The sequence below is a fragment of the Nocardioides sp. genome (assembly GCF_964228225.1).
In the GTDB taxonomy this organism is placed as follows: domain Bacteria; phylum Actinomycetota; class Actinomycetes; order Propionibacteriales; family Nocardioidaceae; genus Nocardioides.
Genome location: NZ_CAXQZB010000046.1, coordinates 57,152 through 79,667, shown reverse-complemented (window position 1 = coordinate 79,667; position 22,516 = coordinate 57,152). Strand labels below are relative to the sequence as shown.

Below are 22,516 nucleotides of genomic sequence, written 5' to 3'. Positions count from 1 at the left end.
AACATGGGTGAGAGCGCCGGCCGCACGCCGAGTGCTGAGGAACTGATGGCCCAGGTGCGATTCCTGGAGGGCGAGGTCGGCGAGCTGCGCCGACGACTGTCCGACGGGTCGCCGTCCGCGCGGGTGCTGGAGTCGCGACTGGGCGACGCCCAGCGGTCGCTCGCGGCGCTGAGCGCACAGAACGAGCGCCTCGCGCAGACGCTGCGCGAGGCCCGCGACCAGATCACCAAGCTCAAGGAGGAGGTCGACCGGCTGGCGCAGCCGCCGGCGGGCTTCGGGACCTTCCTCGAGCGTCACGAGGACGACTCGGTGGACGTGTTCACCGGGGGTCGCAAGCTGCGCGTCAACGTCAGCCCCGCGGTCGACCTCGACGGTCTGCAGCCCGGCCAGGAGGTCATGCTCAACGAGGCGCTCAACGTCGTCGAGGCGATGGCGTTCGAGAAGATCGGCGAGGTCGTGATGTTCAAGGAGCTGCTCGCCGACGGCGAACGGGTGCTGATCATCGCCAACGCCGACGAGGAGCGCATCGTGCGCCTCGCCGAGCCGCTGCGCGGGCTCACGCTGCGCGCGGGCGACTCGCTGCTGCTGGACTCCCGGTCCAACCACGTCTACGAGGTCGTGCCGAAGTCCGAGGTCGAGGAGCTCGTGCTCGAGGAGGTGCCCGACATCGCCTACGACTCCATCGGTGGCCTGGGCAACCAGATCGAGATGATCCAGGACGCCGTCGAGCTGCCCTACCTCTATCCCGAGCTGTTCGCCGAGCACGAGCTCAAGCCGCCCAAGGGCATCCTGCTCTACGGTCCTCCGGGCTGCGGCAAGACGCTGATCGCCAAGGCCGTCGCGAACAGCCTGGCCAAGAAGGTCGCGGCGAAGACCGGCCAGGAGGGGAAGTCCTACTTCCTCAACATCAAGGGCCCCGAGCTGCTCAACAAGTACGTCGGCGAGACCGAGCGCCACATCCGGCTCGTCTTCCAGCGGGCGCGGGAGAAGGCGAGCTCCGGCACGCCGGTCATCGTGTTCTTCGACGAGATGGACTCGCTGTTCCGCACCCGCGGCTCGGGGGTGTCCTCCGACGTCGAGAACACCATCGTCCCGCAGCTGCTCAGCGAGATCGACGGCGTGGAGCTGCTCGAGAACGTGCTGGTGATCGGTGCGTCCAACCGCGAGGACATGATCGACCCCGCGATCCTGCGCCCCGGTCGCCTCGACGTGAAGATCAAGATCGAGCGCCCCGACGCCGAGTCGGCGCGCGACATCTTCTCCAAGTACCTCACCGCCCGGCTGCCGCTGCACGCCGACGACCTCGCCGAGTTCGGCGGCGACCGCGAGGCGTGCGTGGCCGGGATGATCCGGGCCACGGTCGAGCGGATGTACTCCGAGACCGACGAGAACCGGTTCCTCGAGGTCACCTACGCCAACGGCGACAAGGAGGTCCTGTACTTCAAGGACTTCAACTCCGGCGCGATGATCCAGAACATCGTCGACCGCGCCAAGAAGATGGCGATCAAGGACCTGCTCGACCACGACCAGCGGGGTCTGCGCGTCAGCCACCTGCTCCAGGCGTGCGTCGACGAGTTCAAGGAGAACGAGGACCTGCCCAACACCACCAACCCCGACGACTGGGCGCGGATCTCGGGCAAGAAGGGGGAGCGGATCGTGTTCATCCGCACCCTGATCACCGGCAAGCAGGGCACCGAGCCCGGCCGCTCGATCGACACCGTCTCCAACACCGGTCAGTACCTGTAAGGGCTCCTGACCCGACCCCCGCCCGCCCCCTGCTCGATCCGTCGGCCGTCGTCCCCGTCCGGGACGGCGGCCGTCGTCGTTCCGGGTGGGAGCACGACGCGTAGGCTCGGCCCCATGAGCGTGCGACGCGTGATGGGCACCGAGGTCGAGTACGGCATCTCGGTGGTGGGCCAGCCGCTCGCCAACCCGATGGTGGCCTCCAGCCAGGTGGTCAACGCCTACGCCAGCGCGACCCTCAAGGCGCGCCGGGCGCGCTGGGACTTCGAGGAGGAGTTCCCGCTGCGCGACGCCCGCGGCTTCGACATGTCGCGGCACGTGGCCGACCCCAGCCAGCTCACCGACGAGGACCTGGGCCTGGCCAACGTCATCCTCACCAACGGCGCGCGGCTCTACGTCGACCACGCCCACCCCGAGTACTCCACGCCGGAGGTCACCACACCGCTGGACATCGTGCTGTGGGACAAGGCGGGGGAGCAGGTCATGCTCGACGCCAGCCGCCGGGCCGCCCAGCTGCCCGGCAACCCGCAGATCGTGCTCTACAAGAACAACACCGACAACAAGGGCGCCTCCTACGGCGCGCACGAGAACTACCTGATGCGCCGCTCGACGGTCTTCGGCGAGATCATCAAGCACCTCACGCCCTTCTTCGTCTCCCGGCAGGTGATCTGCGGGGCCGGCCGGGTCGGGCGCGGCCAGGACGGCCGCGACCAGGGCTTCCAGATCAGCCAGCGCGCCGACTTCTTCGAGGTCGAGGTCGGCCTGGAGACCACGCTCAAGCGCCCCATCATCAACACCCGCGACGAGCCCCATGCCGACCCGGAGAAGTACCGCCGGCTGCACGTCATCATCGGTGACGCCAACCTCTCCGAGATCTCCACCTACCTCAAGATCGGCACCACCACCTTGGTGCTGGCGATGATCGAGGACCGGTTCCTGAGCCGCGACCTCTCGGTGGACGGTCCCGTCTCGGCGCTGCGGGCGGTCTCGCACGACCCGACCCTGCAGCACCGGCTCACCCTGCGCGACGGCCGCAGCCTCACCGCCCTCGAGCTGCAGCTGGAGTACCTCGACCAGGCCCGCAAGTTCGTGGAGGACCGCTTCGGGGCCGACGCCGACGCCCAGACCCTCGACGTCCTCGCCCGGTGGGAGGACGTGCTCGACCGGCTCGCCCGCGACCCGATGAGCCTGGCCGGTGAGCTGGACTGGGTCGCCAAGCTGCGCCTGGTCGAGCAGTACCGGGCCCGCGACGGGCTGGCCTGGGACGACCCCAAGCTGCAGCTCATCGACTACCAGTACTCCGACATCCGCCCCGAGAAGGGCCTCTACCACCGGCTCGTCCGGGCCGGTCGGATGCAGCGTCTGCTCACCGACGACGCCGTCGAGCGGGCGATGCACGACCCGCCGACCGACACCCGCGCCTACTTCCGCGGCCGCTGCCTGGAGAAGTACGCCGAGCACGTGGCGGCGGCGTCGTGGGACTCGGTGATCTTCGACCTCCCGGGTCGGGAGTCGCTGCAGCGGGTGCCCACGATCGACCCGCTGCGCGGCAGCCGGGCCCACGTGGGCGACCTGCTCGACCGGTGCGACACCGCCGCCGAGCTGTTCGCCGCACTCACCCGCTGACCGGTCCGCGCGGATCCTCCTCCCACGGGTGGGCGCGGATGGATAGGGTCGGAGCATGGCCCAGGAGCAGAAGCAGCCGCGACGGTCCTCCGAGACCGAGGAGACCACCGAGGTGGTCGCCGAGACCGACCTCGCCGAGCGCAAGGAATCCCTCGACAACGACGTGGACGACATCCTCGACGAGATCGACGAGGTCCTGGAGTCCAACGCCGAGGACTTCGTGAAGTCCTTCATCCAGAAGGGCGGGGAGTGAGGGCTTGAACGGGCTGAACGACCCCCGACTCCCGGCGGGGTACCTGCGTCCCGGCACGTCCTCCTTCGCCGACTTCCTCGCCGAGCAGTCCCCGGACCTGCTGCCCGCGCGCCGCACGGGCGTCGGCGGACCCGGCGACCACGCCGACCTGGCGCCGCACGGCACCACCATCGTCGCGCTCACCTTCCCCGGCGGGGCCGTGATCGCGGGCGACCGGCGCGCCACGATGGGCAACCTCATCGCCCAGCGCGACATCCAGAAGGTCTTCCCGGCCGACGAGTACTCCGCGGTCGGCATCGCCGGCACCGCGGGGCTGGCGGTCGAGATGGTGCGGCTGTTCCAGACCGAGCTCGAGCACTACGAGAAGATCGAGGGCAACCAGCTCTCCTTCGACGGCAAGGCCAACCGCCTCTCCACGCTGATCCGCAACAACCTCGGCATGGCGATGCAGGGCCTGGCGGTCGTGCCGCTCTTCGCCGGCTTCGACACCCGCGCCGGCGTGGGTCGGATCTTCAGCTTCGACGTCACCGGCGGGCGCTACGAGGAGTTCGGCTTCCACGCCGTCGGCTCCGGCTCGCTGTTCGCCCGCGGCGCGCTGAAGAAGCTCTACCGCGGCGACCTCGCCGCCGAGGAGGCCGTCGAGGCCGCCGTGCAGGCGCTCTACGACGCCGCCGACGACGACTCCGCCACGGGCGGACCCGACCTCGGTCGCCGGATCTTCCCGGTCGTGCACGTCGTCACTGCCGACGGCGGGCGCCGCTGGGACGAGGCCGAGGTGGCCGCCGTCGCCGAGCGCGTCGTCGGCGCCCGGATGCAGCGCCCCGACGGTCCGCTCGCCCCGCTCACCGGAGGTGCCGCATGAGTGCGCCGTTCTACGTCTCGCCCGAGCAGCTGATGAAGGACCGGGCCGACTTCGCCCGCAAGGGCATCGCCCGGGGCCGGTCCGTGGTGGCGGTGCAGTACGCCGACGGCATCCTGTTCGTCTCCGAGAACCCCAGCCAGGCGCTGCACAAGGTCTCCGAGATCTACGACCGCATCGCCTTCGCCGCGGTCGGCCGCTACAACGAGTTCGAGAACCTGCGGATCGCCGGGGTGCGGCTGGCCGACATGCGCGGCTACGCCTACGACCGGCGCGACGTCACTGGTCGCGGCCTGGCCAACGCCTACGCCCAGACCCTCGGCACGATCTTCTCCAGCGGCGGTGAGAAGCCCTACGAGGTCGAGATCTTCGTGGCCGAGGTGGGCGACACGCCCGGCGAGGACCAGATCTTCCGCCTCACCTACGACGGTCAGGTGGCCGACGAGCAGGGGTTCGCGGTGATGGGCGGCTCCGCCGAGGCGGTGGCCACCCGGCTGCGCGAGGCCGACGTCGTCGGGGCGCCGCTGGCCGACGCCCTGCGCGCGGCGGTGACGGCCCTGGGCCACTCCGAGACCGGCGACCGGGTGATCCCCGTCGGCGACCTCGAGGTGGCGGTCCTCGACCGCACCCGCGCGCAGACCCGCAAGTTCCTGCGGCTGATGCCGGCGCGCCTGGAGGACCTGCTCGGCGAGCGGGCCGCGGCACCGGCGCCCGACGCCTCCGCGGCCCCCGGGGCGCCTGCGGCCGGGACCGACGAGCCACCGATCGCCCCTCCGGCCTGAGACCCGCCCCCGCTCCCCGTCCGGGAGCGGGGGCGGATCGTTTCGGCGGTGGTCACCCGCGCGTGCGGTCCGGGCCCGTAGGGTTGGGACATGGACCGGCGGATCTTCGGGATCGAGAACGAGTACGGCGTCACCTGCACGTTCAAGGGCCAGCGCCGCCTCAGCCCCGACGAGGTCGCGCGCTACCTGTTCCGCAAGGTCGTGTCGTGGGGGCGCAGCAGCAACGTCTTCCTGCGCAACGGCGCCCGCCTCTACCTCGACGTCGGCAGCCACCCGGAGTACGCCACGCCCGAGTGCGACGACCTCATCGACCTCGTGACCCACGACAAGGCGGGGGAGCGGGTTCTGGAGGGGCTGCTCCTCGACGCCGAGCAGCGCCTGCACGACGAGGGCATCGCCGGTGAGATCTACCTGTTCAAGAACAACACCGACTCCGCCGGCAACTCCTACGGCTGCCACGAGAACTACCTGGTCAGCCGGGCCGGTGAGTTCAGCCGGCTCGCCGACGTCCTGATCCCCTTCCTCGTGACCCGCCAGATCGTGGTCGGCGCCGGCAAGGTCACCCAGAGCCCGCGCGGGGCGGCCTACAGCGTCAGCCAGCGTGCGGAGCACATCTGGGAGGGCGTCAGCAGCGCCACCACGCGCTCCCGCCCGATCATCAACACCCGCGACGAACCCCACGCCGACGCCGAGAAGTACCGCCGGCTGCACGTCATCGTCGGCGACTCCAACATGAGCGAGACCACCACCCTGCTCAAGGTGGCCTCCTGCGACCTGGTGCTGCGGATGATCGAGGAGGGCGTGGTGATGCGCGACCTCACGCTGGAGAACCCGATCCGCGCCATCCGCGAGATCAGCCACGACGTCACCGGCCGACGCAAGGTCCGCCTGGCCAACGGCCGGGAGGCCAGCGCCCTGGAGATCCAGGCGGAGTACCTCGGCAAGGCCCGTGACTTCGTGGACGCCCGCGGCATCAGCACCCCGACGATCGAGCGCACCCTCGACCTGTGGGAGCGCACCCTCAAGGCGGTGGAGTCCGACGACCTCAGCCTCGTGGACCGCGAGATCGACTGGGTCATCAAGTGGAAGCTCATCGACCGGTACCGCGCCAAGCACGGCCTGCCCCTGGGCCACCCCCGCATCGCCCAGCTGGACCTGGCCTACCACGACATCCACCGCAACCGGGGGCTGTACTACCTGCTCGAGAAGCGCGGTGCCGTCGCCCGGGTCACCACGGACCTGAGGATCTTCGAGGCCAAGTCGCGGCCGCCCGCCACCACGCGCGCGCGGCTGCGCGGCGAGTTCATCCGCAAGGCCCAGGAGCGGCGCCGCGACTTCACCGTCGACTGGGTGCACCTCAAGCTCAACGATCAGGCCCAGCGAACCGTGTTGTGCAAGGACCCGTTCAAGGCCTACGACGAGCGGGTGCAGCGCCTCATCGACGGCATGTGACGTGCCGGTAGGCTGCCCCCGATCGACCTGAACTGACGCTGCCCCGGCCCGCGTGGCCTGAGCCTGTGAGGAAGTAGAGCCGTGCCGCTCACCCTGCGCCGAGTCCCCCGCGCCACCCGCACTCCCCGCCTCGTGCCGATCGCGGCGGGGCTCGCCCTCGTCTCCGCGCTCGCGGCGTGCGGCACCGACGCCACCCCGGCGTTCGACGCCGCCGAGCGGCTCGACGCCGTCACGGTCTCGGGCGAGCCCGGTGCGGCCCCCACGCTGGAGTGGAAGGACAAGATGGCCGCCACCACGCCGGAGGTCGACGTCACGGCCACCGGTGACGGTGCGGCGCTCGCCGACGGCGACCAGGTCTACCTCGACCTGCTCGTGGGCAACGGGTTCACGCAGGAGACGGTGGTCGACACCTACGACGGCGACGACGCCCCGGCCCAGGTCACCATCGGCACCCCCGGCCAGCCCGGCACCCTCGCGGCGGCGGTGGCGGAGTTCGTCGCCACCGAGCTGCCCGACGGCACGACCAAGGGCAGCCGCGTCGTCATCACCGCGGGGGCCGACGAGGTGTTCGGCGACGCCGTGTACGCCGAGCCGATCGTGGCGGCGGGCATCGGCAACAAGGACGGCCTCGTGATCGTCGCCGACGTGCTGGACTACACCCCGCTCGAGAAGCCGGCCGGCACCTCCCGGCCCGCGCCCGCCTGGGCCCCGAGGATCACCTACGCGAAGGGCAAGCCCGCCGGGCTCGACTTCACCGGCACCCCGAAGCCCACCGGCACGCTGCTCAAGGCGCTGCTCGTCGAGGGTGAGGGGGAGCCGGTGGCGAAGAACGACCAGCTCACGGTCAACTACCTCGGCGCCGTGTACGGCAGCTCGACCCCGTTCGACGAGTCGTTCAGCCGCGGGTCCTTCAACACCTCCATCGGCACCGGTGCGGTCATCAAGGGCTGGGACCGGGCGCTGGTCGGCGTGCCGGTCGGCAGCCGCGTGATGCTGCAGATCCCGCCGGACCTGGGCTACGGGAAGCAGGGCCAGGGCGAGCAGATCCCGCCGGACTCCACGCTCTACTTCGTGATCGACGTCCTCGGCGCGCTCTGAGCACCCGCACCTCCTCGACCCGGCAGGACCCCGCGTGAGCGCCTCCCGCACCGAGCGGCTGATGAACCTGCTCATCATGCTGCTCGTGCAGCGGCACTACCTCGCCAAGGAGCGCATCCGCGAGCTGCTCTACCCCGACCAGGGCACCGAGGCCTTCGAGCGGATGTTCGAGCGCGACAAGGAGGCGTTGCGCGCCCTCGGCGTCCCGATCGAGGTCGGGGCGCTGGACGCCTACTTCGACGACGAGGTGGGCTACCGGATCAGCCCGGCCGAGTTCGCGCTGCCCGAGATCGAGCTCGACGCCGAGGAGGCCTCCGTGATCGGGCTGGCCACGCGCGTGTGGGGCCACCAGCGGTTGGCGCACGCCACGTCCGAGGCCGTGCGCAAGCTGCGGGCGGCGGGCATCCAGACCGACCTCGCCGCCCTCGACATCGCCCAGCCCCAGCTCGGCGCCGACGAACCCGGCTTCGACGTGGTGTGGGACGCCGTCGTCGAACGCCGCGAGATCGAGTTCGACTACCGGCGCTCCGCCGCCGGGTCGGCCGCCCGGCGCCGGCTGCAGCCGTGGGGCATCACCCGCTACGCCGGGCGCTGGTACGTCGTGGGCCACGACCTCGACCGCGGTGAGCGCCGCGTCTTCCGGCTCTCCCGGGTGCAGGGCGAGGTGCTCGCGGTGGGGGAGCCGGGTGCCTTCGAGGTGCCCGCCGACGTCGACCTCGCCTCCGTCGCGCGGGCCCTGGTGCCGCCCCGCGACGGTGAGCCGGCCGTGATCCTGGCCCGCACCGACCGCGCGCTGCCGCTGCGCCGCCGCGCCACCCGCGTCGAGACCGGGGTGCCCGGCCCCGACGCACGCACCGGCTGGGACCGGGTGCACCTGCCCGGCACGGGCAGCCTCGCCGACGACGTGCTCGCGCTGGGCGACCACGTCGTGGTCGAGGCGCCGGCCTCGCTGCGCGAGGAGGTCCGGGCTCGGCTGGTCGCGGCCGTCGGCGCCCGGGCCGGGGGCGCGCCGTGAGCGGCGCCCAGGACCAGGTGGCGCGGCTGCTCACCCTGGTGCCGATGGTCCACGCGCACGGCGCCCTGTCACTCGGCGAGGCGGCCGAGGCCCTGGGCGTCAGCCCCGACCAGGTGCTGCGCGACCTGCGCGTGCTGTTCATGTGCGGGTTGCCGGGCGGGCTGCCCGACGACCTCATCGACGTCGACATCGACGCCCTGGAGGGAGAACGCGGCAAGGCGCGCCCCGAGGCGCTGATCCGGCTCGGGAACGTCTCCTACCTCGCCCGGCCCCTGCGGTTGACGCCCGTGGAGGCCTCGGCGATCGGCGTCGCACTGCAGGCGCTGCGACTGCAGGCCGAGCCCGACACCGCCGCGATCATCGACCGTGTCGCCGCCAAGCTGGCGGCCGCCGCGGCCAGCGCGCCGGTGCGGATCACCCCCGACCCCGTGGCGCCGGCCGAGCCCGCCGCGCTGGGCCCGGTGCGGGCGGCGCTGGAGTCCGGCCGCCAGCTCGAGCTCGTGTACTACGTGCCCGCGCGCGACGAGCGGTCGGTGCGGGTCGTCGACCCCCACGCGCTGGCCACCTTCGACGGCCAGACCTACCTCGACGCCTGGTGCCACGCCGCCGAGGGCGCCCGCTGGTTCCGCCTGGACCGCATCGAGGACGCCACCGTGCTCGACAGCCCCGTCACGACCGCCGCCGGCACCGGACGTCCGGGCTCGGAGGGGCTCTTCGGCGACGGCGACACCCGCACCGTCACCCTGCGACTGGGCCCCCGCGCCCACTGGGTCGTGGAGTACTACCCGGTGCTGGCCCAGCGCCCGGTGCCCGACGACCCCGACGATCCCGCGCAGGCCGGTCGTCTCGACGTCGACCTCGAGGTGGCCGATCCGGGGTGGCTCACCCATCTGCTCCTGCGGCTGGCACCGAACGCCTCCGTGATCGACCCGCCGGAGCTGGACGCCGTGTTCCGGGAGGCCGCGGCCTCCTCCCTGCGGCTCTACACCGACCCGCCCCGTACACTGGACCCACCACCCACGACCCCGTGAGGATCCTCATGACCCCGCTCATCGGCAGCCTCGGCACCACGGAGCTCCTGCTCATCTTCGGCATCGTCGTCCTGCTGTTCGGCGCTGCGAAGCTCCCCGACCTCGCGCGGGGCAGCGGTCGTGCGCTGCGCATCTTCAAGGCCGAGACCAAGGGCCTGCTCGACGACGACGACAAGCCGGCCCAGCCCGGTGAGCTCGCCCCCGGCGACACCGCCGCGCCCGCCACCGAGGACCCGGCCCGGCGCAACGACACCGCCTGAGCCGGGCCGGAGTCGGCATGTCCACCTCCGGTTCGGTCAACGGTCGGTTCTCCGGCCTGGTCAACCTGCTCTCCGGCCGTCCCGCCCACCCCGTGGGCGCCGACGGCCGGATGGCGCTGTCGGATCACCTGCGCGAGCTGCGCGCCCGCCTGATCCGCTCGGTGCTGATCCTGGTCGTCGCGTTCTTCGTGATGCTGTTCTTCTACGACCAGCTGCTCGACCTCGTCCAGAACCCCTACCGCGACGCGGTGGAGCTGCTCGACCCGGGTGTGGAGTCCGAGGCCGTCATCACCGGCGCCACCGCCGGTCTGATGCTGCAGCTGAAGCTGTGCGGTGTCGCGGCGCTGGTGGTCTCCAGCCCCTGGTGGCTCTACGAGCTGTGGTCGTTCATCGTGCCCGGGCTGCACGCGAACGAGAAGAAGTGGACCCGGATCTTCACCGCGATCGCCGGGCCGCTGTTCTTCGTCGGCGTCGCCACCGGGTACTACGTGCTCCCCACCGGCCTGGAGGTGCTGATCGGGTTCACCCCCGACAACGTCACCAACCTGGTCGAGTTCGGCGACTACTTCACCTTCCTCACCCGGATGCTGCTGGTCTTCGGTGTCGCCTTCGAGATCCCGCTGTTCGTGGTGATGCTCAACCTCGCCGGCGTCGTGAGCGGTCGTGCGCTGGGTCGGTACCGCGCCTGGATCATCATGGGCACCTTCGTGTTCGCCGCGGTCGCCACGCCCTCCACCGACCCGTTCTCGATGCTGATGCTGGCGCTGCCGATGGTGGTGCTCTTCCTCGTCGCCGAGGTGATCGCCCGCTTCGTGGACCGCATGCGGGGACGGCGCCGCGCCGAGCAGGAGGCCTGGTCCGACGACGAGGCCTCGCCGCTGTGACCCGCGGGCCGCTGCCCGCCCAGAGTGTCGACCCCTTCGACCTGCCGGAGGCGCTCGGGGTGCACGAGGTCGTCTGGGAGGCCGACGACGCCCTGGGCTGCGGACCGCTCGTGCGGGGACGGCTCGTGTGTGCGGCGACGGGGCAGGACGACCTCGCGTGCGACCTGCTCGCCGTCGACGTCGCCTATCCCGAGCCCGTCGTCGTCGAGGAGGTGCGGCGCGCCGTGCACGAGGAGTGGCGGCTGGGTCAGGTGCGTCTGCTGCGACGCGAGGACCGGCTCACCCTGGGACTGCCCGGGACCGCCCACGGACCGGAGTCCACCCTGGTCGCGGTCGAGCGCTTCGCCCGGGCCCTCGGGGCCCGGCCCACGTCCTACGCGGTGCTGCTGCGGCTCGGCCGGTGAGCAGCACCGGGGCACCGGTGCTCGTGGTGCACGGCCGTTCGCGACGGGCGCGCGACCTCGCCGCCGGTGTCGCGACCCTGCTGCGCGTGGGCGGGCGACCGGTCCTCGGTGTCCGGCCCGCCGAGGCCGCGTGGCCGCCGGAGGTCGCCGCCGACGGCACGGACCTGGTGCTGGTGGGCGAGGACACCGACCTGGCGGCCCTGCTGCCCGCCGCGTGCGGTCGACGCCTCGGGGTCGTGCCGGTGGGGCGCGCACCGCTGCTGTGCGGTGCGTGGCAGCTGCCGACCGAGCCCACGGCAGCCGTGCAGCGGGTGCTCCACGGCGTGGCGACCCCGCAGGGCCTCGCCCGTGCCGGCGGGGGCTGGATGGCCTTCGAGGCGCGCCTGCGGCCCCGGTCGGGGCCCGGCGTCGGCGCGTGGCGCGGCCCCGTCGTGCCGCGTCGTGGTGCGGACCGCGACCTGCTGCGCACGGTGCTGTGGGAGGTCGACGGTGTCCGCGCCACCCCCGGCGCCCTGCCGGTGGTGCGCGTGGACCCGCGGACGGCCCGGGAGCCCTGCGTCGCCGGCGGTCTCCTCGCCCACGACGGCAGGGCGGCTCCGACGGGTGGGGTCGCACGTGTCACGCTGGCAGCGCCCGGCCACGACGTCGTCGTGGACGGGGTGGTCGCGGGACCCGGCCCCGTGACCCTCACCTGGACGCCGGGAGCACTGGAGGTGTGGCGGTGACCCGGCTGGACGGCGGCCCCGACGAGGACGACCTGAGCCCGGCGGCCCGGTACGCCGCCTACCGCTCCTCCTCGCGCCACCCGGTGTTCCGCGACTTCACGGCCCACTACGAGTTCGCGCTCGACGACTTCCAGGCCCGCGCGTGTCGCGAGATCGAGGAGGGCCGCGGCGTGCTGGTCGCCGCCCCGACCGGGTCGGGCAAGACCATCGTGGGCGAGTTCGCCATCCACTGGGCGCGCGCCCGGGGCCGCAAGGCGTTCTACACGACCCCGATCAAGGCGCTGTCGAACCAGAAGTACGCCGACCTCGTGCGTCGCTACGGCCCCGACGAGGTCGGCCTGCTCACGGGCGACAACAGCGTCAACGGCGAGGCGCCGATCGTGGTGATGACCACCGAGGTGCTGCGCAACATGCTCTACGCCGGCTCCCACACCCTGCGCGACCTCGGGGTGGTCGTGATGGACGAGGTGCACGACCTCGCCGACCGCTCCCGCGGCGCGGTGTGGGAGGAGGTCATCATCCACCTCCCCGAGTCGGTCACCCTCGTCTCGCTCTCGGCCACGGTGTCCAACGCCGAGGAGTTCGGCGAGTGGCTGGAGACCGTGCGCGGCGCGACGACCACGATCCTGGAGGAGCGGCGTCCGGTCCCGCTGTTCCAGCACGTCATGGTGGGCCGCCGCCTGCTCGACCTCTTCGCCTCCTCCGACGTCGACGCCGCCGCCGGGTTCGTGCGCGAAGGTGCGAAGGTCAACGAGGAGCTGCTCAAGATCGCCCGCGACGAGTGGGCCGCCGGCCAGATCCGCGATCGCCGCTCCACCAAGGCCCAGCGCCAGCGCACGCGCGCCCAGGGCGGACGCCAGGTGGGCAACGGGCGCCGGGTGTGGGTGCCGACGCGGCCCGAGGTCATCGACCGCCTCCAGCGCGAGAACCTGCTGCCCGCGATCGTGTTCATCTTCAGTCGCGCCGGGTGCGACGCCGCGGTGCAGCAGTGCCTGGCCGCCGACGTGCGCCTCACCACCGACGAGGAGCGCGACGAGATCGTCGACTACGTCGAGTCCGCGACCCGCGAGCTCGGCGGCGCCGACCTGCACGTCCTGGGCTACCACGACTTCCTCGACGCCCTGAGCCGTGGCGTCGCCGCCCACCACGCCGGCATGCTGCCGGCGTTCAAGGAGGTCGTCGAGGAGCTCTACGTCCGCGGGCTCTGCAAGGTCGTGTTCGCGACGGAGACCCTCGCGCTCGGCATCAACATGCCCGCGCGCACGGTCGTGCTGGAGCAGCTGCGCAAGTGGAACGGCGAGGAGCACGCCGACATCACGCCGGGGGAGTACACCCAGCTGACCGGGCGCGCCGGCCGGCGGGGCCTCGACGTCGAGGGCCACGGTGTCGTGCTCTGGCAGCCGGGCACCAACCCCCGCGAGGTGGCCGGCCTGGCCTCCACCCGCACCTACCCGCTGCGCTCCTCCTTCCGGCCCTCCTACAACATGGCCGCCAACCTCGTGCACCAGTTCGGTCGCGACCGCAGCCGCGAGCTGCTCGAGCAGTCCTTCGCCCAGTTCCAGGCCGACCGCTCGGTGGTCGGGCTCGCGCGCGAGCTCACCCGCGCCGACGACGCCCTCACCGGCTACGCCGAGGCCGCGCAGTGCCACCTGGGCGACTTCATGGAGTACGCACGACTGCGTCGTCGCATCGGCGAGGTCGAGAAGCAGGCCAGCCGGGTGCGCCGCGACGACGTGCGCGAGGAGGTCGCCGAGTCGCTGCGCCGGCTCGCGCCCGGTGACGTCGTGATGGTCCCGACCGGCAAGTTCAGCGGGTGGGCCGTGATCGTCGACAACGGGTGGGCACCGCTCGACCACGGCGGACCGCGACCCTACGTCGTCACCGTCGAGCGGCAGGCGCGGCGGCTGGCGATGATCGACTTCCCCGCGCCGGTGACTGCGCAGGCCCGGCTGCGGATCTCCAAGCGGTTCGACGGGCGCAACCCCCAGCAGCGCAAGGACCTCGCCGCCCAGCTGCGCGAGCGCACCCGCGACCTGCCCCCGCCGCCCGCGGTGCGCAGCACGCGGGGCAGGCCCTCGGCGGTGGAGGAGGAGATCGCCGCCCTGCGCGCGCAGCTCAAGGCGCACCCGTGCCACGGCTGCGGCGAGCGCGAGGACCACGCCCGATGGGCCGACCGGTGGTTCAAGCTCGACCGGGACGCCGCGACCCTGCGTCGTCGGATCGCGAGCCGCACCAACACCGTGGCGCGCCAGTTCGACCGGGTCTGCGACGTGCTCACCGTGCTGGGCTACCTCGACGGCGACGAGGTCACCGAGGAGGGCCGTCACCTGATGCGCCTGTACTCCGAGCTGGACCTGCTCGCGGCCGAGGCACTGCGGCGCGGTCTCTGGGAGGGCCTGGCGGCCAGCGGTCTGGCCGCGGTGCTCTCCTCGCTGGTGCACGAGGCCCGGCGACCCGACGACGTCGGGCCCCGGGTGCCCGGCGGGCGTACCGGTCAGGCGCTGGAGGCCACCCGGCGCCTGTGGTCGGAGCTGGACGCGGTGGAGAAGGAGCACCACCTGGACTTCCTGCGCGCCCCCGATGCCGGGTTCGCCCACATGGCGTTCCGCTGGTGCGAGGGCGACGACCTCGACGACGTCCTGCGCGGCGGCGATCTCGCCGCCGGCGACTTCGTGCGACGGATGAAGCAGCTCATCGATCTCGCCGGCCAGGTGGCGGAGGCGGCCGGCGCCTCGCCGCTGCGCGTGGTGGCGCGCCAGGTCGTCACCCGCTGCAAGCGCGGCATCGTGGCCTACTCGGGGCTCGCCGAGTAGGCAGGGCAGGCCGAGCCCCACGCGCGCGGGCGACCTGGGAGGATGCGGGCCATGGACGCTGCCTGGCACCCCGATCCGTTCCACCGCCACGAACTGCGCTACTGGGACGGCACCACGTGGAGCGATCACGTGTCCGACCGGGGCGTCGTGGCGCTGGACCCGGTGGCCCCGCTGCTCGCCCCCTCGGTGTCGCCCTACGCGCGGCCCGTCGACCAGCAGCCCGAGCCGGAGCCCGAGCCGGAGCCCGAGCCGGACCCGCTCGCCGCGTCGGTGCGCCCCCTGCTGGCGGCCGGGGAGGACCTGCGCACCGTCGTGGCGACGCCCGCCGGTGCGCTCGCCGTGACCGACCGACGATTGGTGGTCACCGACGACGGCGGCCACCGGAGCCTCCGGCTCGCCGCCATCGACGGGATCGACGTCGCGGGGACCACGGTCACGCTCCACGTCGGCGGCCGCACGATGGAGGTCGAGCTGGAAGGCGCCGAGGTCGTCGACCGGCTGGTCGGTGAGCTGGTGGCCGGGTTCAGCGGCTGAGGTCGGCCAGCACGTCGAGCAGCCGGCTCACGGCCCCCTCGAGGTTCCACCGCTGCGCCAGGGCGGCCAGCGCGTCGGGATCGGCGGGGACGGCGGGCACCGACAGCGCCGGGGTGCCGAGGTCCAGCGTGCGTCGCACGGCCACCACCTCCGGCGCCACCGCCAGGTAGGGCAGGCCCTCCAGGATCCGCCGGCGGGCCGCGGGCTTGAGGTCGGAGGCGGCGTCGTGGGCCGCGGCGATCACGCCGGCGAGGTCGCCGTGGGCGCCGAGCAGCACGGCCGCGGTCTTCTCCCCGATGCCCGCCACCCCGGGCAGGCCGTCGGAGGCGTCGCCGCGCAGGGTCGCGAAGTCGGCGTACTGGCTGGCCTCGACGCCGTACTTCTCCCGCACCCACGCCTCGTCGACCCGCTCGTGACGGCCGACGCCCTTGGCGATGTACAGCACGCGCACGCCCGCGGCGTCGTCGACGAGCTGGAACAGGTCGCGATCGCCGGTCACCACGTCCACCGGACCGGCTCCGGCGGCGGCCCACGTGGTGGCGAGGGTGCCGATGACGTCGTCGGCCTCGGCCTCGGGCGCCCCGACCACCGCGAGGCCGAGGGCGCCGAGCACCTCACGGAGGATCGGCACCTGCACGGCCAGCGGGTCGGGCACCTCCTCGACGTCGGTGCCGCCCGGGACCGGCTCCACCACCCGGTGGGCCTTGTAGGTGGGCACGAGGTCGACCCGCCACTGCGGGCGCCAGTCGTCGTCCCAGCAGCACACCGCGGCCTGGGGCCGGTACTCCTCGAGCAGCCGGACCACGTAGTCGAGCATGCCGCGCACGGCGTTGACGTTCGTGCCGTCGGGGGCGAGGTGCTCGGGCATCCCGAAGAACGCCCGGAAGTACATCGAGGCGGAGTCGAGCAGGAGGAGCCGCTGCGGATGGTCGCTCATGCGGCCGACCCTAGGGCAGCACTACGCTGCGTCCCATGAGCGCTGCCGATCTCGAGGCCACCGACCGTCGGATCCTCGACCTGCTCGCCCTCGACGGCCGGATGTCCTACACCGATCTCGGCAAGGCCACCGGCCTGTCGACCTCGGCGGTGCACCAGCGCGTCAAGCGGTTGGAGCAGCGCGGCCTGATCCGCGGCTACGGCGCCTCGCTCGACTACGACCGCGTGGGGCTGCCGCTCACCGCCTTCGTCTCGATCCGACCCATCGACCCCTCCCAGGCCGACGACTCCCCGGAGCGGTTGCGCAGCCTGCCCGAGATCGAGGCGTGCTGGTCGGTCGCGGGGGAGGAGTCCTACATCCTCAAGGTGCGGGTGGCCACGCCGGGCGACCTCGAGGACCTGCTCGCCCGGATCCGCGCCGCCGCCAACGTCTCGACGCGCACCACGATCGTGCTCTCGACCCCGTACGAGAACCGCCCGATCACCGGGGCCCCGGGTCCCGCCTGAGTCTCGGATCACTCAGGCGCCGGCCTGCGCCCTCCACCAGGCCTGCCCGGCCTCGGGCAGGGTGTGGATCGGGTCGTAGTAGGAGTACGTCCGGGTCAGCGCGTCGGCGTCGGCCTGCTCCAGGCTCGTGCGGTAGTTCTTGGTCCAGCCCGAGATGCCGCGCTCGCGGTCGTACTCGGCGTTCTGGTGCACCCACCGCTTGCCGACGAACGGCACGTCGCACACCAGTCGCGGGGTCGCGAACCCGGGCAGGTAGCCCATGATGTGGTGCTGCAGCTCCTGGGCGCGGGCCAGGGAGATCCGCCAGTGCTCGGCGGCGGGGATCATGTCGCAGAGGTAGAAGTAGTACGGCATGATCTGCGCGCCGTCGAGCAGCGCGAAGCACAGGTCGAGCAGGGCGTGCGGGTCGTTGTTGACCCCGTCGAGCAGGACCCCCTGGTTGCGCACGTCGCGCACGCCGGCCTCCAGCATGGCGGCGGCGGCCGCCGCGACCGCCGGGGTCACCTGCTGGGCGTGGTTGGCGTGGGTGTGGATGGCCAGGGAGACGCCGCGACGCCGCGCGGTGCCGGCCACCCGGGCCATGCCCTCGACGACCTCGTCCTGCGCCCAGTGCTGGGGCAGGCCGACCAGCGCCTTCGTGGCGAGCCGGATGTCGCGGATGTTCTCGATCGCCAGCAGGGCGTCGAGGAAGGCCTCCAGCCGGGCCCAGGGCAGGTTCGCGACGTCGCCGCCGGACACCACGACGTCGCGCACCTGGGGCGAGCGGCGCAGGTAGTCGAGCATGTCCTCGTGCCGGTCGGTGGGGCGGCCGAGGAACTTCAGCTTGGTGACGGTCGGGGTGGAGTTGCCCACCAGGTCCATCCGGGTGCAGTGCCCGCAGTACTGGGGGCAGGTCGGCAGCAGCTCGGCGAGCACCTTGGTGGGGTAGCGGTGGGTCAGCCCCTCGGCGACCCACATGTCGTGCTCGTGCAGGGAGTCGCGCGAGGCCAGGGGGTGGCTCGGCCAGTCGGTGCGGCGGTCGGAGAACACCGGGATCATGTAGTGGCGCACCGGGTCGGCGTAGAACGCCGCGGTCCAGTCCTCCCCGGGGCCGACGCCGGACGGCACCATCGTGTTGAGCATCTGCGGCGGCACCAGCATCGACATCGTGGCCCGCTCGCGCCGGTCGCGCTCGAGGTCCTCGTAGAACCGGTCCGCCACCAGGTCGCCCAGGACGCCGCGCAGCTGCTCGGGCGTCTTCACGCAGTGCGCCCGCTGCCACTGGGCGGAGGCCCAGTCGGCCGGCGTGACGTCGCGCCATCCCGGGAACCGGGTCCAGTCGGGCTCCACCAGCTCGGTCCGGCCGTAGTGGTAGGGCTGCTCCGCCGGCGTCCGCGCCTCGTGGGCGGTCGCGGCGACGCGGAGGTCGGTGTCCAGGGTCATCGGGGTCTCCGTAGGTCAGGGCCGTGCGGCGCTTCGGGGTGATCCGCGCCACGTTCAGGGCTAGGCTACGTCAAGAATCTGCTGTCAGTGAGTATCAGGACCGTAGATTCTCTTGCCATCGATGATCGGAGCAGTCAGATGTCGCATCCACAGCCGGCCGTGGACGTCAGCCGTCCGGTGAGCGACCCCACCGGGGTCCATCGCGTGCTCGACCGCCCGGTGGTCCTCCCGCAGGCCGCCGAGCGGCTCGACACCCGGGCGGATCTGTGGCCCGACGAGGTGCGGGTCCGGGTGCGACGCCTCAACCTCGACGCCGCGTCCTACCGCCAGCTCGCCGAGACCCACCGCACGCCCGAGGGGACCGACGGCGACGCGGTGCGGGCCGCAGTGCTCGACATCGTGGCGGCCCGCGGCAAGATGCAGAACCCGGTCACCGGCAGCGGGGGCATGCTGCTCGGCACCGTCGAGGAGGTGGGCGCGGAGTCCCCCCTGGGCCTGCGGGTGGGCGACGACGTCGCCACCCTCGTCTCCCTCACCCTCACCCCGCTGGTGATCACCGACGGGCTGCGGTCCTGGGACGGTCGCAGCGAGCAGGTGCCGTGCGACGGCTACGCGGTGCTCTTCGGCCGGTCCATCGCCGCGCGACTGCCGGCCGACCTCCCCGAACCGCTGGCGCTGGCCGTGATGGACGTGTGCGGCGCGCCCGCCCTCACCGCGCGGGTCGTCGCCGAGCGACGCGCCCGGCAGGAGCAGGCCCCTGTCGTCGTGGTGATCGGGGGCGCGGGGAAGTCCGGGTGCCTGAGCCTGGCCGCCGCCCGCGAGGCCGGCGCCGGGCGGCTGATCGGCCTGGTGCCCCACGAGGCCGAGGCCGCGCGACTGCGTGCCAGCGGTCTCGCCGACGCCGTGGTGATCGCCGACGCCCGCGACCCGCTGGCCGTGCGTGACGCCGTCCGGGAGGCCGGGGGACCGGCCGCGGTCACCGTCGTCTGCGTCGACGTGCCCGGCTGCGAGGGCGGGGCGATCCTCGCGACGGCCGACGGCGGCACGGTGGTCTTCTTCTCCATGGCCACCTCCTTCGCCGGGGCGGCGCTGGGGGCCGAGGGGCTGGCTGCCGACGTCACGATGCTGGTCGGCAACGGCTACGTCCCGGGACACGCCGAGCAGGCCCTGGGCCTCGTCGCGCGCCACGACGGCGTGCGGCGACTGCTGGAGGGGCGGGTGGAGGCGTGAGCGGCAAGCTGGGCCTGGATCCCGCCCGGGTCGCGCACGCCCGCGCGCTCGCCGCGCGGGCCGGGGGACCGATCGTCGACCTCGCGCGCCGCCACACGACCGTCGCCGTCGAGCGCGCCACCCTGCGTCTGGCCGGCCTCGGCGGCGCCGACGACGAGGGCACGCCGTGGGTCAACCACCTCGTCGACGTCGTGCGCGCCGACGTCGGGCTCGAGCACGGCGTCGTGCTGCCCGTGTGGGACGCGCTGGCGCGCGACGTCGCCCCCGACCTGCCCACGCTGGCGGCGAAGGCCGCCGCCGGCGGCGTCACCTTCCGCCTGCCCGAGGGCGCCGGCGCGCGGGCCGCGGCCGCGCAGGCGCGCGCGGCGGTCGCCGCCGGCCTGGCACGCATCGACGCACAGCGCACCCGTCGCGAGGCCCTGGTCGCCGAGCACGGCGACGCGCCGCGCACCCCCTGGATCTACCTCATCGTCGCCACCGGCGACATCTACGAGGACATCCCGCAGGCCCAGCAGGCCGCCCGGGAGGGGGCCGACGTGATCGCGGTGATCCGTTCCACCGGGCAGAGCCTGCTCGACTTCGTGCCCGAGGGGGCGACCCGCGAGGGCTACGCCGGCACCTACGCCACCCAGGAGAACTTCCGGCTGATGCGGGCCGCGCTGGACGAGACCAGCCGCGAGCTGGGCCGCTACGTGCGGCTCACCAACTACGCCAGCGGCCTGTGCATGCCCGAGATCGCCGTGCTCGCCGGACTCGAGCGCCTCGACATGATGCTCAACGACTCGATGTACGGGATCCTGTTCCGCGACATCAACCCGGTGCGGACCTTCGTCGACCAGCGCTTCAGCCGGCAGGTGCACGCCCGGGCGGGGATCATCATCAACACCGGCGAGGACAACTACCTCACCACCGCCGACGCCGTCGAGGCCGCGCACACGGTGACGACCAGCCAGCTGCTCAACGAGTTCTTCGCCCACGAGGCCGGCCTGGCGGACTGGCAGCTCGGGCTGGGCCACGCCTTCGAGATCGACCCGGCGATCCCCGACTCCTTCCGCCTCGAGCTCGCCCACGCCCTGCTCGCCCGCGAGCTGTTCCCCGACGCCCCCCTGAAGTGGATGCCGCCCACCCGCCACATGACCGGGGACGTGTTCCGCGGCAACCTGCTCGACGGGTTCTTCAACCTCGCCGGCGCCCTCACCGGCCAGGGCATCCTGCTGGTCGGGATGATGACCGAGGCGGTGGTCACGCCGTGGCTCTCCGACCGCGACATCGCGCTGCAGAACGTGCGCTACGTCCTCGACGCCGCCGGCCGGCTGCACGAGGACTTCCACCCGCGCCCGGACGGCGTCATCGTCCAGCGCGCCCACCACGTCCTGGAGGAGGCCATCACCCTGCTGGAGCAGGTGGGGCGCGACGGGCTGCTGAGCGCGATCGCCGCCGGCACCTTCGGGCTGATGAAGCGGCCCGCCGACGCCGGCCGCGGGCTGGAGGGCGTCGCCGAGACGTCGGACGCCTACGTCAATCCCGCCGTCGACCTGCTCGACGCGGCCGAGGAGGACCGATGACCCCCGACCAGCCCGAGGCGCCCGCACTGCCCGACGTCGTCGTGCCCTACGGCGACACCCGCGGCGACGGCATGGTGCAGCTCTCCTTCACCCTGCCGCTGCCGCACGGCAAGATCGCGGAGGGTGCGGCCCAGCAGCTGGCGAACCGGATGGGCATGGACCCCGCGCTCGTCGTGCACGCCAAACCGATCGGCCCCGGGTTCACCTTCGTGGTGGTCTACGGTCGCGTGCACCACCACGTCGACGTCGCCCAGGTGAAGGTCGTCGAGCGCGACTACCCGCTGCTGACCCCCCGAGAGGTCAACGCCGTGGTCAAGGAGACCCTGCAACGGCGGCTGGTGGTGGTCGGCGCGTGCATCGGCACCGACGCCCACACCGTCGGCATCGACGCGATCCTCAACATCAAGGGGTTCGCGGGGGAGAAGGGCCTGGAGTACTACCGCGAGCTGCGGGTGGTGAACCTGGGGGCGCAGGTGTCGGTGCCCGACCTCGTGGCGCGCGCCGAGGCCGAGCGGGCCGACGCCGTGCTGGTCTCCCAGGTGGTCACCCAGCGCGACGCGCACCTGCTCAACACCCGCGAGATGTCGGCCGCCTTCCGCGAGGCCTTCCCCGACGACCGGCGCCCCTGGCTCATCGTGGGGGGCCCGCGGTTCGACGAGCTCATGGCCGACGAGCTCGGTGTCGACCGCGTCTTCGCCCGCGGCACCACCCCGGGAGAGGTGGCCTCCTACCTGGCCCACCGACTCCGCACCCGAGAGGCAGCGTCATGAGCGAGCACCCCGCCGAGAACAGCGTGACCCACCGCCGCTACGTCCCGTTCAGCCACGCCCACTACGCCGGCGACCTCGTCGACGGCGCCTACGGGCTGGCGCTGTTCGGCGACGCCGCCACCGACCTCGCCATCCTGCTCGACGGCGACGAGGGCCTGTTCGCCTCCTACGACGACGTGCAGTTCCACGCCCCCGTGCGCGCGGGCGACGTCGTGGAGGTGACCGCCCGGCTGGTCGAGGCCGGCCGGCGGTCCCGCCGGATGGCCTTCACCCTGCACGTCGTCGCGCGGGGAGCCGCGACCCCCGAGCGCCCCGGGCGCGCCCTCCCGCTCGCGGAGCCGATCCTGGCGACGAGCGCGCGTGGCACGGTCGTCGTGCCCCCGCCCGAGTGATCGGAATCGACACCGCGATCGCGACGCGGCGTGTCGGGGCGCGACACGCCGGTCGGACCCAGGTTTTTACGTTCGAGCCCTGATACCCCGACCCGTGTCGCGACCTGCGGGTTCTGGAAAATGCGCAGGTCACGGGCCGGTTGACAAGTGGCGTTGCTCACAGCAATCTGACGCCCGGCCGCTCGTGCAGGACGTGGAGAGCGGACCGACGTCCG

General features: G+C 72.8%; 22 protein-coding genes. 20 read left to right on the top strand and 2 right to left on the bottom strand.

Going from position 1 to position 22,516, the window contains the following annotated elements; translation table 11 throughout:
- Positions 1–45: 45 nt before the first annotated feature.
- The 15 genes from arc to ACERUJ_RS10590 all read left to right on the top strand — a co-directional run bounded on the left by arc (position 46) and on the right by ACERUJ_RS10590 (position 15,479).
- The gene (arc, locus tag ACERUJ_RS10660) at positions 46–1,746 is read left to right on the top strand and encodes a proteasome ATPase (RefSeq protein ID WP_372715306.1); all 1,701 of its coding nucleotides are present in this window, start codon (positions 46–48) and stop codon (positions 1,744–1,746) included.
- Positions 1,747–1,860: 114 nt separating this feature from the next.
- Positions 1,861–3,369, top strand: coding sequence for a depupylase/deamidase Dop (dop, locus tag ACERUJ_RS10655; protein ID WP_370248501.1), 1,509 nt, complete (start codon positions 1,861–1,863; stop codon positions 3,367–3,369).
- A gap of 55 nt (positions 3,370–3,424) precedes the next feature.
- Positions 3,425–3,622 carry a ubiquitin-like protein Pup gene (locus tag ACERUJ_RS10650; protein WP_370248500.1) on the top strand — a complete coding sequence of 66 codons (198 nt, stop codon included), beginning with the start codon at positions 3,425–3,427 and terminating at the stop codon, positions 3,620–3,622.
- A 13-nt stretch (positions 3,623–3,635) separates the two neighbouring features.
- Entirely contained in the window at positions 3,636–4,484 is an 849-nt protein-coding gene (gene prcB, locus ACERUJ_RS10645) for a proteasome subunit beta (RefSeq protein WP_370248619.1), read from the top strand.
- Complete coding sequence (prcA, locus tag ACERUJ_RS10640; RefSeq protein ID WP_370248499.1) at positions 4,481–5,263, top strand: proteasome subunit alpha; 783 nt, start codon at positions 4,481–4,483, stop codon at positions 5,261–5,263. The genes prcB and prcA overlap by 4 nt, the downstream gene beginning before the upstream one ends.
- A gap of 90 nt (positions 5,264–5,353) precedes the next feature.
- Positions 5,354–6,715 (top strand): Pup--protein ligase, encoded by a 1,362-nt coding sequence (gene pafA, locus ACERUJ_RS10635; protein WP_370248498.1) that lies wholly within the window; start codon positions 5,354–5,356, stop codon positions 6,713–6,715.
- Positions 6,716–6,796: 81 nt separating this feature from the next.
- The gene (locus ACERUJ_RS10630) at positions 6,797–7,813 is read left to right on the top strand and encodes an FKBP-type peptidyl-prolyl cis-trans isomerase (protein WP_370248497.1); all 1,017 of its coding nucleotides are present in this window, start codon (positions 6,797–6,799) and stop codon (positions 7,811–7,813) included.
- Positions 7,814–7,847: 34 nt separating this feature from the next.
- Positions 7,848–8,828, top strand: coding sequence for a helix-turn-helix transcriptional regulator (locus ACERUJ_RS10625; protein WP_370248496.1), 981 nt, complete (start codon positions 7,848–7,850; stop codon positions 8,826–8,828).
- Complete coding sequence (locus ACERUJ_RS10620; protein ID WP_370248495.1) at positions 8,825–9,859, top strand: helix-turn-helix transcriptional regulator; 1,035 nt, start codon at positions 8,825–8,827, stop codon at positions 9,857–9,859. Before ACERUJ_RS10625 ends, ACERUJ_RS10620 begins: the two co-directional genes overlap by 4 nt.
- An 8-nt stretch (positions 9,860–9,867) precedes the next feature.
- Positions 9,868–10,119, top strand: a complete 252-nt coding sequence (gene tatA, locus ACERUJ_RS10615) for a twin-arginine translocase TatA/TatE family subunit (protein WP_370248494.1) — start codon at positions 9,868–9,870, stop codon at positions 10,117–10,119.
- 17 nt (positions 10,120–10,136) lie between these two features.
- Positions 10,137–11,003 (top strand): twin-arginine translocase subunit TatC, encoded by an 867-nt coding sequence (tatC, locus tag ACERUJ_RS10610; RefSeq protein WP_370248493.1) that lies wholly within the window; start codon positions 10,137–10,139, stop codon positions 11,001–11,003.
- Entirely contained in the window at positions 11,000–11,407 is a 408-nt protein-coding gene (locus ACERUJ_RS10605) for a hypothetical protein (RefSeq protein ID WP_370248492.1), read from the top strand. Before tatC ends, ACERUJ_RS10605 begins: the two co-directional genes overlap by 4 nt.
- A complete protein-coding gene (locus ACERUJ_RS10600; RefSeq protein ID WP_370248491.1) occupies positions 11,404–12,132 on the top strand; it encodes a hypothetical protein in 729 nt (242 codons plus the stop codon). The genes ACERUJ_RS10605 and ACERUJ_RS10600 overlap by 4 nt, the downstream gene beginning before the upstream one ends.
- Entirely contained in the window at positions 12,129–14,945 is a 2,817-nt protein-coding gene (locus ACERUJ_RS10595; protein WP_370248490.1) for a DEAD/DEAH box helicase, read from the top strand. Before ACERUJ_RS10600 ends, ACERUJ_RS10595 begins: the two co-directional genes overlap by 4 nt.
- Positions 14,946–14,996: 51 nt before the next feature.
- Positions 14,997–15,479: a DUF2510 domain-containing protein gene (locus ACERUJ_RS10590; RefSeq protein WP_370248489.1), complete on the top strand. Its 483-nt coding sequence runs from the start codon at positions 14,997–14,999 to the stop codon at positions 15,477–15,479.
- Here ACERUJ_RS10590 and ACERUJ_RS10585 read toward each other — a convergent pair.
- A complete protein-coding gene (locus ACERUJ_RS10585) occupies positions 15,469–16,416 on the bottom strand; it encodes a 5'-3' exonuclease H3TH domain-containing protein (RefSeq protein ID WP_370248488.1) in 948 nt (315 codons plus the stop codon). The genes ACERUJ_RS10590 and ACERUJ_RS10585 overlap by 11 nt on opposite strands.
- Before the next feature lie 35 nt (positions 16,417–16,451).
- Here ACERUJ_RS10585 and ACERUJ_RS10580 point away from each other — a divergent pair, with 35 nt between their 5' ends.
- Positions 16,452–16,922, top strand: a complete 471-nt coding sequence (locus tag ACERUJ_RS10580) for an Lrp/AsnC family transcriptional regulator (protein ID WP_370248487.1) — start codon at positions 16,452–16,454, stop codon at positions 16,920–16,922.
- Between the two features lie 12 nt (positions 16,923–16,934).
- Here the strand turns inward: ACERUJ_RS10580 and ACERUJ_RS10575 are convergent, their stop codons facing one another.
- Positions 16,935–18,344, bottom strand: coding sequence for a KamA family radical SAM protein (locus ACERUJ_RS10575; protein ID WP_370248486.1), 1,410 nt, complete (start codon positions 18,342–18,344; stop codon positions 16,935–16,937).
- Between the two features lie 138 nt (positions 18,345–18,482).
- On the opposite strand from ACERUJ_RS10575, the gene ACERUJ_RS10570 reads away from it, so the two are divergent.
- Genes ACERUJ_RS10570 through ACERUJ_RS10555 form a run of 4 tightly spaced genes read left to right on the top strand, consistent with a single transcriptional unit; the run spans position 18,483 to position 22,301 of the window.
- Positions 18,483–19,574 (top strand): L-erythro-3,5-diaminohexanoate dehydrogenase, encoded by a 1,092-nt coding sequence (locus ACERUJ_RS10570; RefSeq protein ID WP_370248485.1) that lies wholly within the window; start codon positions 18,483–18,485, stop codon positions 19,572–19,574.
- On the top strand, positions 19,571–21,139 hold the full coding sequence (locus ACERUJ_RS10565) for a lysine 5,6-aminomutase subunit alpha (RefSeq protein WP_370248484.1): 1,569 nt from the start codon (positions 19,571–19,573) through the stop codon (positions 21,137–21,139). The genes ACERUJ_RS10570 and ACERUJ_RS10565 overlap by 4 nt, the downstream gene beginning before the upstream one ends.
- Positions 21,136–21,909 (top strand): OAM dimerization domain-containing protein, encoded by a 774-nt coding sequence (locus ACERUJ_RS10560; RefSeq protein WP_370248483.1) that lies wholly within the window; start codon positions 21,136–21,138, stop codon positions 21,907–21,909. Before ACERUJ_RS10565 ends, ACERUJ_RS10560 begins: the two co-directional genes overlap by 4 nt.
- Complete coding sequence (locus ACERUJ_RS10555) at positions 21,906–22,301, top strand: hotdog domain-containing protein (protein ID WP_370248482.1); 396 nt, start codon at positions 21,906–21,908, stop codon at positions 22,299–22,301. The genes ACERUJ_RS10560 and ACERUJ_RS10555 overlap by 4 nt, the downstream gene beginning before the upstream one ends.
- Positions 22,302–22,516: the final 215 nt, after the last annotated feature.

Excerpts from the sequence above, each read along its gene's own strand:
- dop (WP_370248501.1), top strand. The coding sequence starts at position 1,861 with ATGAGCGTGCGACGCGTGATGGGCACCGAGGTCGAGTACGGCATCTCG.
- ACERUJ_RS10575 (WP_370248486.1), bottom strand. The coding sequence starts at position 18,344 with ATGACCCTGGACACCGACCTCCGCGTCGCCGCGACCGCCCACGAGGCG.
- prcA (WP_370248499.1), top strand. The coding sequence starts at position 4,481 with ATGAGTGCGCCGTTCTACGTCTCGCCCGAGCAGCTGATGAAGGACCGG.
- arc (WP_372715306.1), top strand. The coding sequence starts at position 46 with ATGGCCCAGGTGCGATTCCTGGAGGGCGAGGTCGGCGAGCTGCGCCGA.
- ACERUJ_RS10585 (WP_370248488.1), bottom strand. The coding sequence starts at position 16,416 with ATGAGCGACCATCCGCAGCGGCTCCTCCTGCTCGACTCCGCCTCGATG.
- ACERUJ_RS10570 (WP_370248485.1), top strand. The coding sequence starts at position 18,483 with ATGTCGCATCCACAGCCGGCCGTGGACGTCAGCCGTCCGGTGAGCGAC.
- ACERUJ_RS10650 (WP_370248500.1), top strand. The coding sequence starts at position 3,425 with ATGGCCCAGGAGCAGAAGCAGCCGCGACGGTCCTCCGAGACCGAGGAG.
- tatC (WP_370248493.1), top strand. The coding sequence starts at position 10,137 with ATGTCCACCTCCGGTTCGGTCAACGGTCGGTTCTCCGGCCTGGTCAAC.
- tatA (WP_370248494.1), top strand. The coding sequence starts at position 9,868 with ATGACCCCGCTCATCGGCAGCCTCGGCACCACGGAGCTCCTGCTCATC.
- ACERUJ_RS10580 (WP_370248487.1), top strand. The coding sequence starts at position 16,452 with ATGAGCGCTGCCGATCTCGAGGCCACCGACCGTCGGATCCTCGACCTG.
- ACERUJ_RS10560 (WP_370248483.1), top strand. The coding sequence starts at position 21,136 with ATGACCCCCGACCAGCCCGAGGCGCCCGCACTGCCCGACGTCGTCGTG.
- ACERUJ_RS10590 (WP_370248489.1), top strand. The coding sequence starts at position 14,997 with ATGGACGCTGCCTGGCACCCCGATCCGTTCCACCGCCACGAACTGCGC.
- pafA (WP_370248498.1), top strand. The coding sequence starts at position 5,354 with ATGGACCGGCGGATCTTCGGGATCGAGAACGAGTACGGCGTCACCTGC.
- ACERUJ_RS10555 (WP_370248482.1), top strand. The coding sequence starts at position 21,906 with ATGAGCGAGCACCCCGCCGAGAACAGCGTGACCCACCGCCGCTACGTC.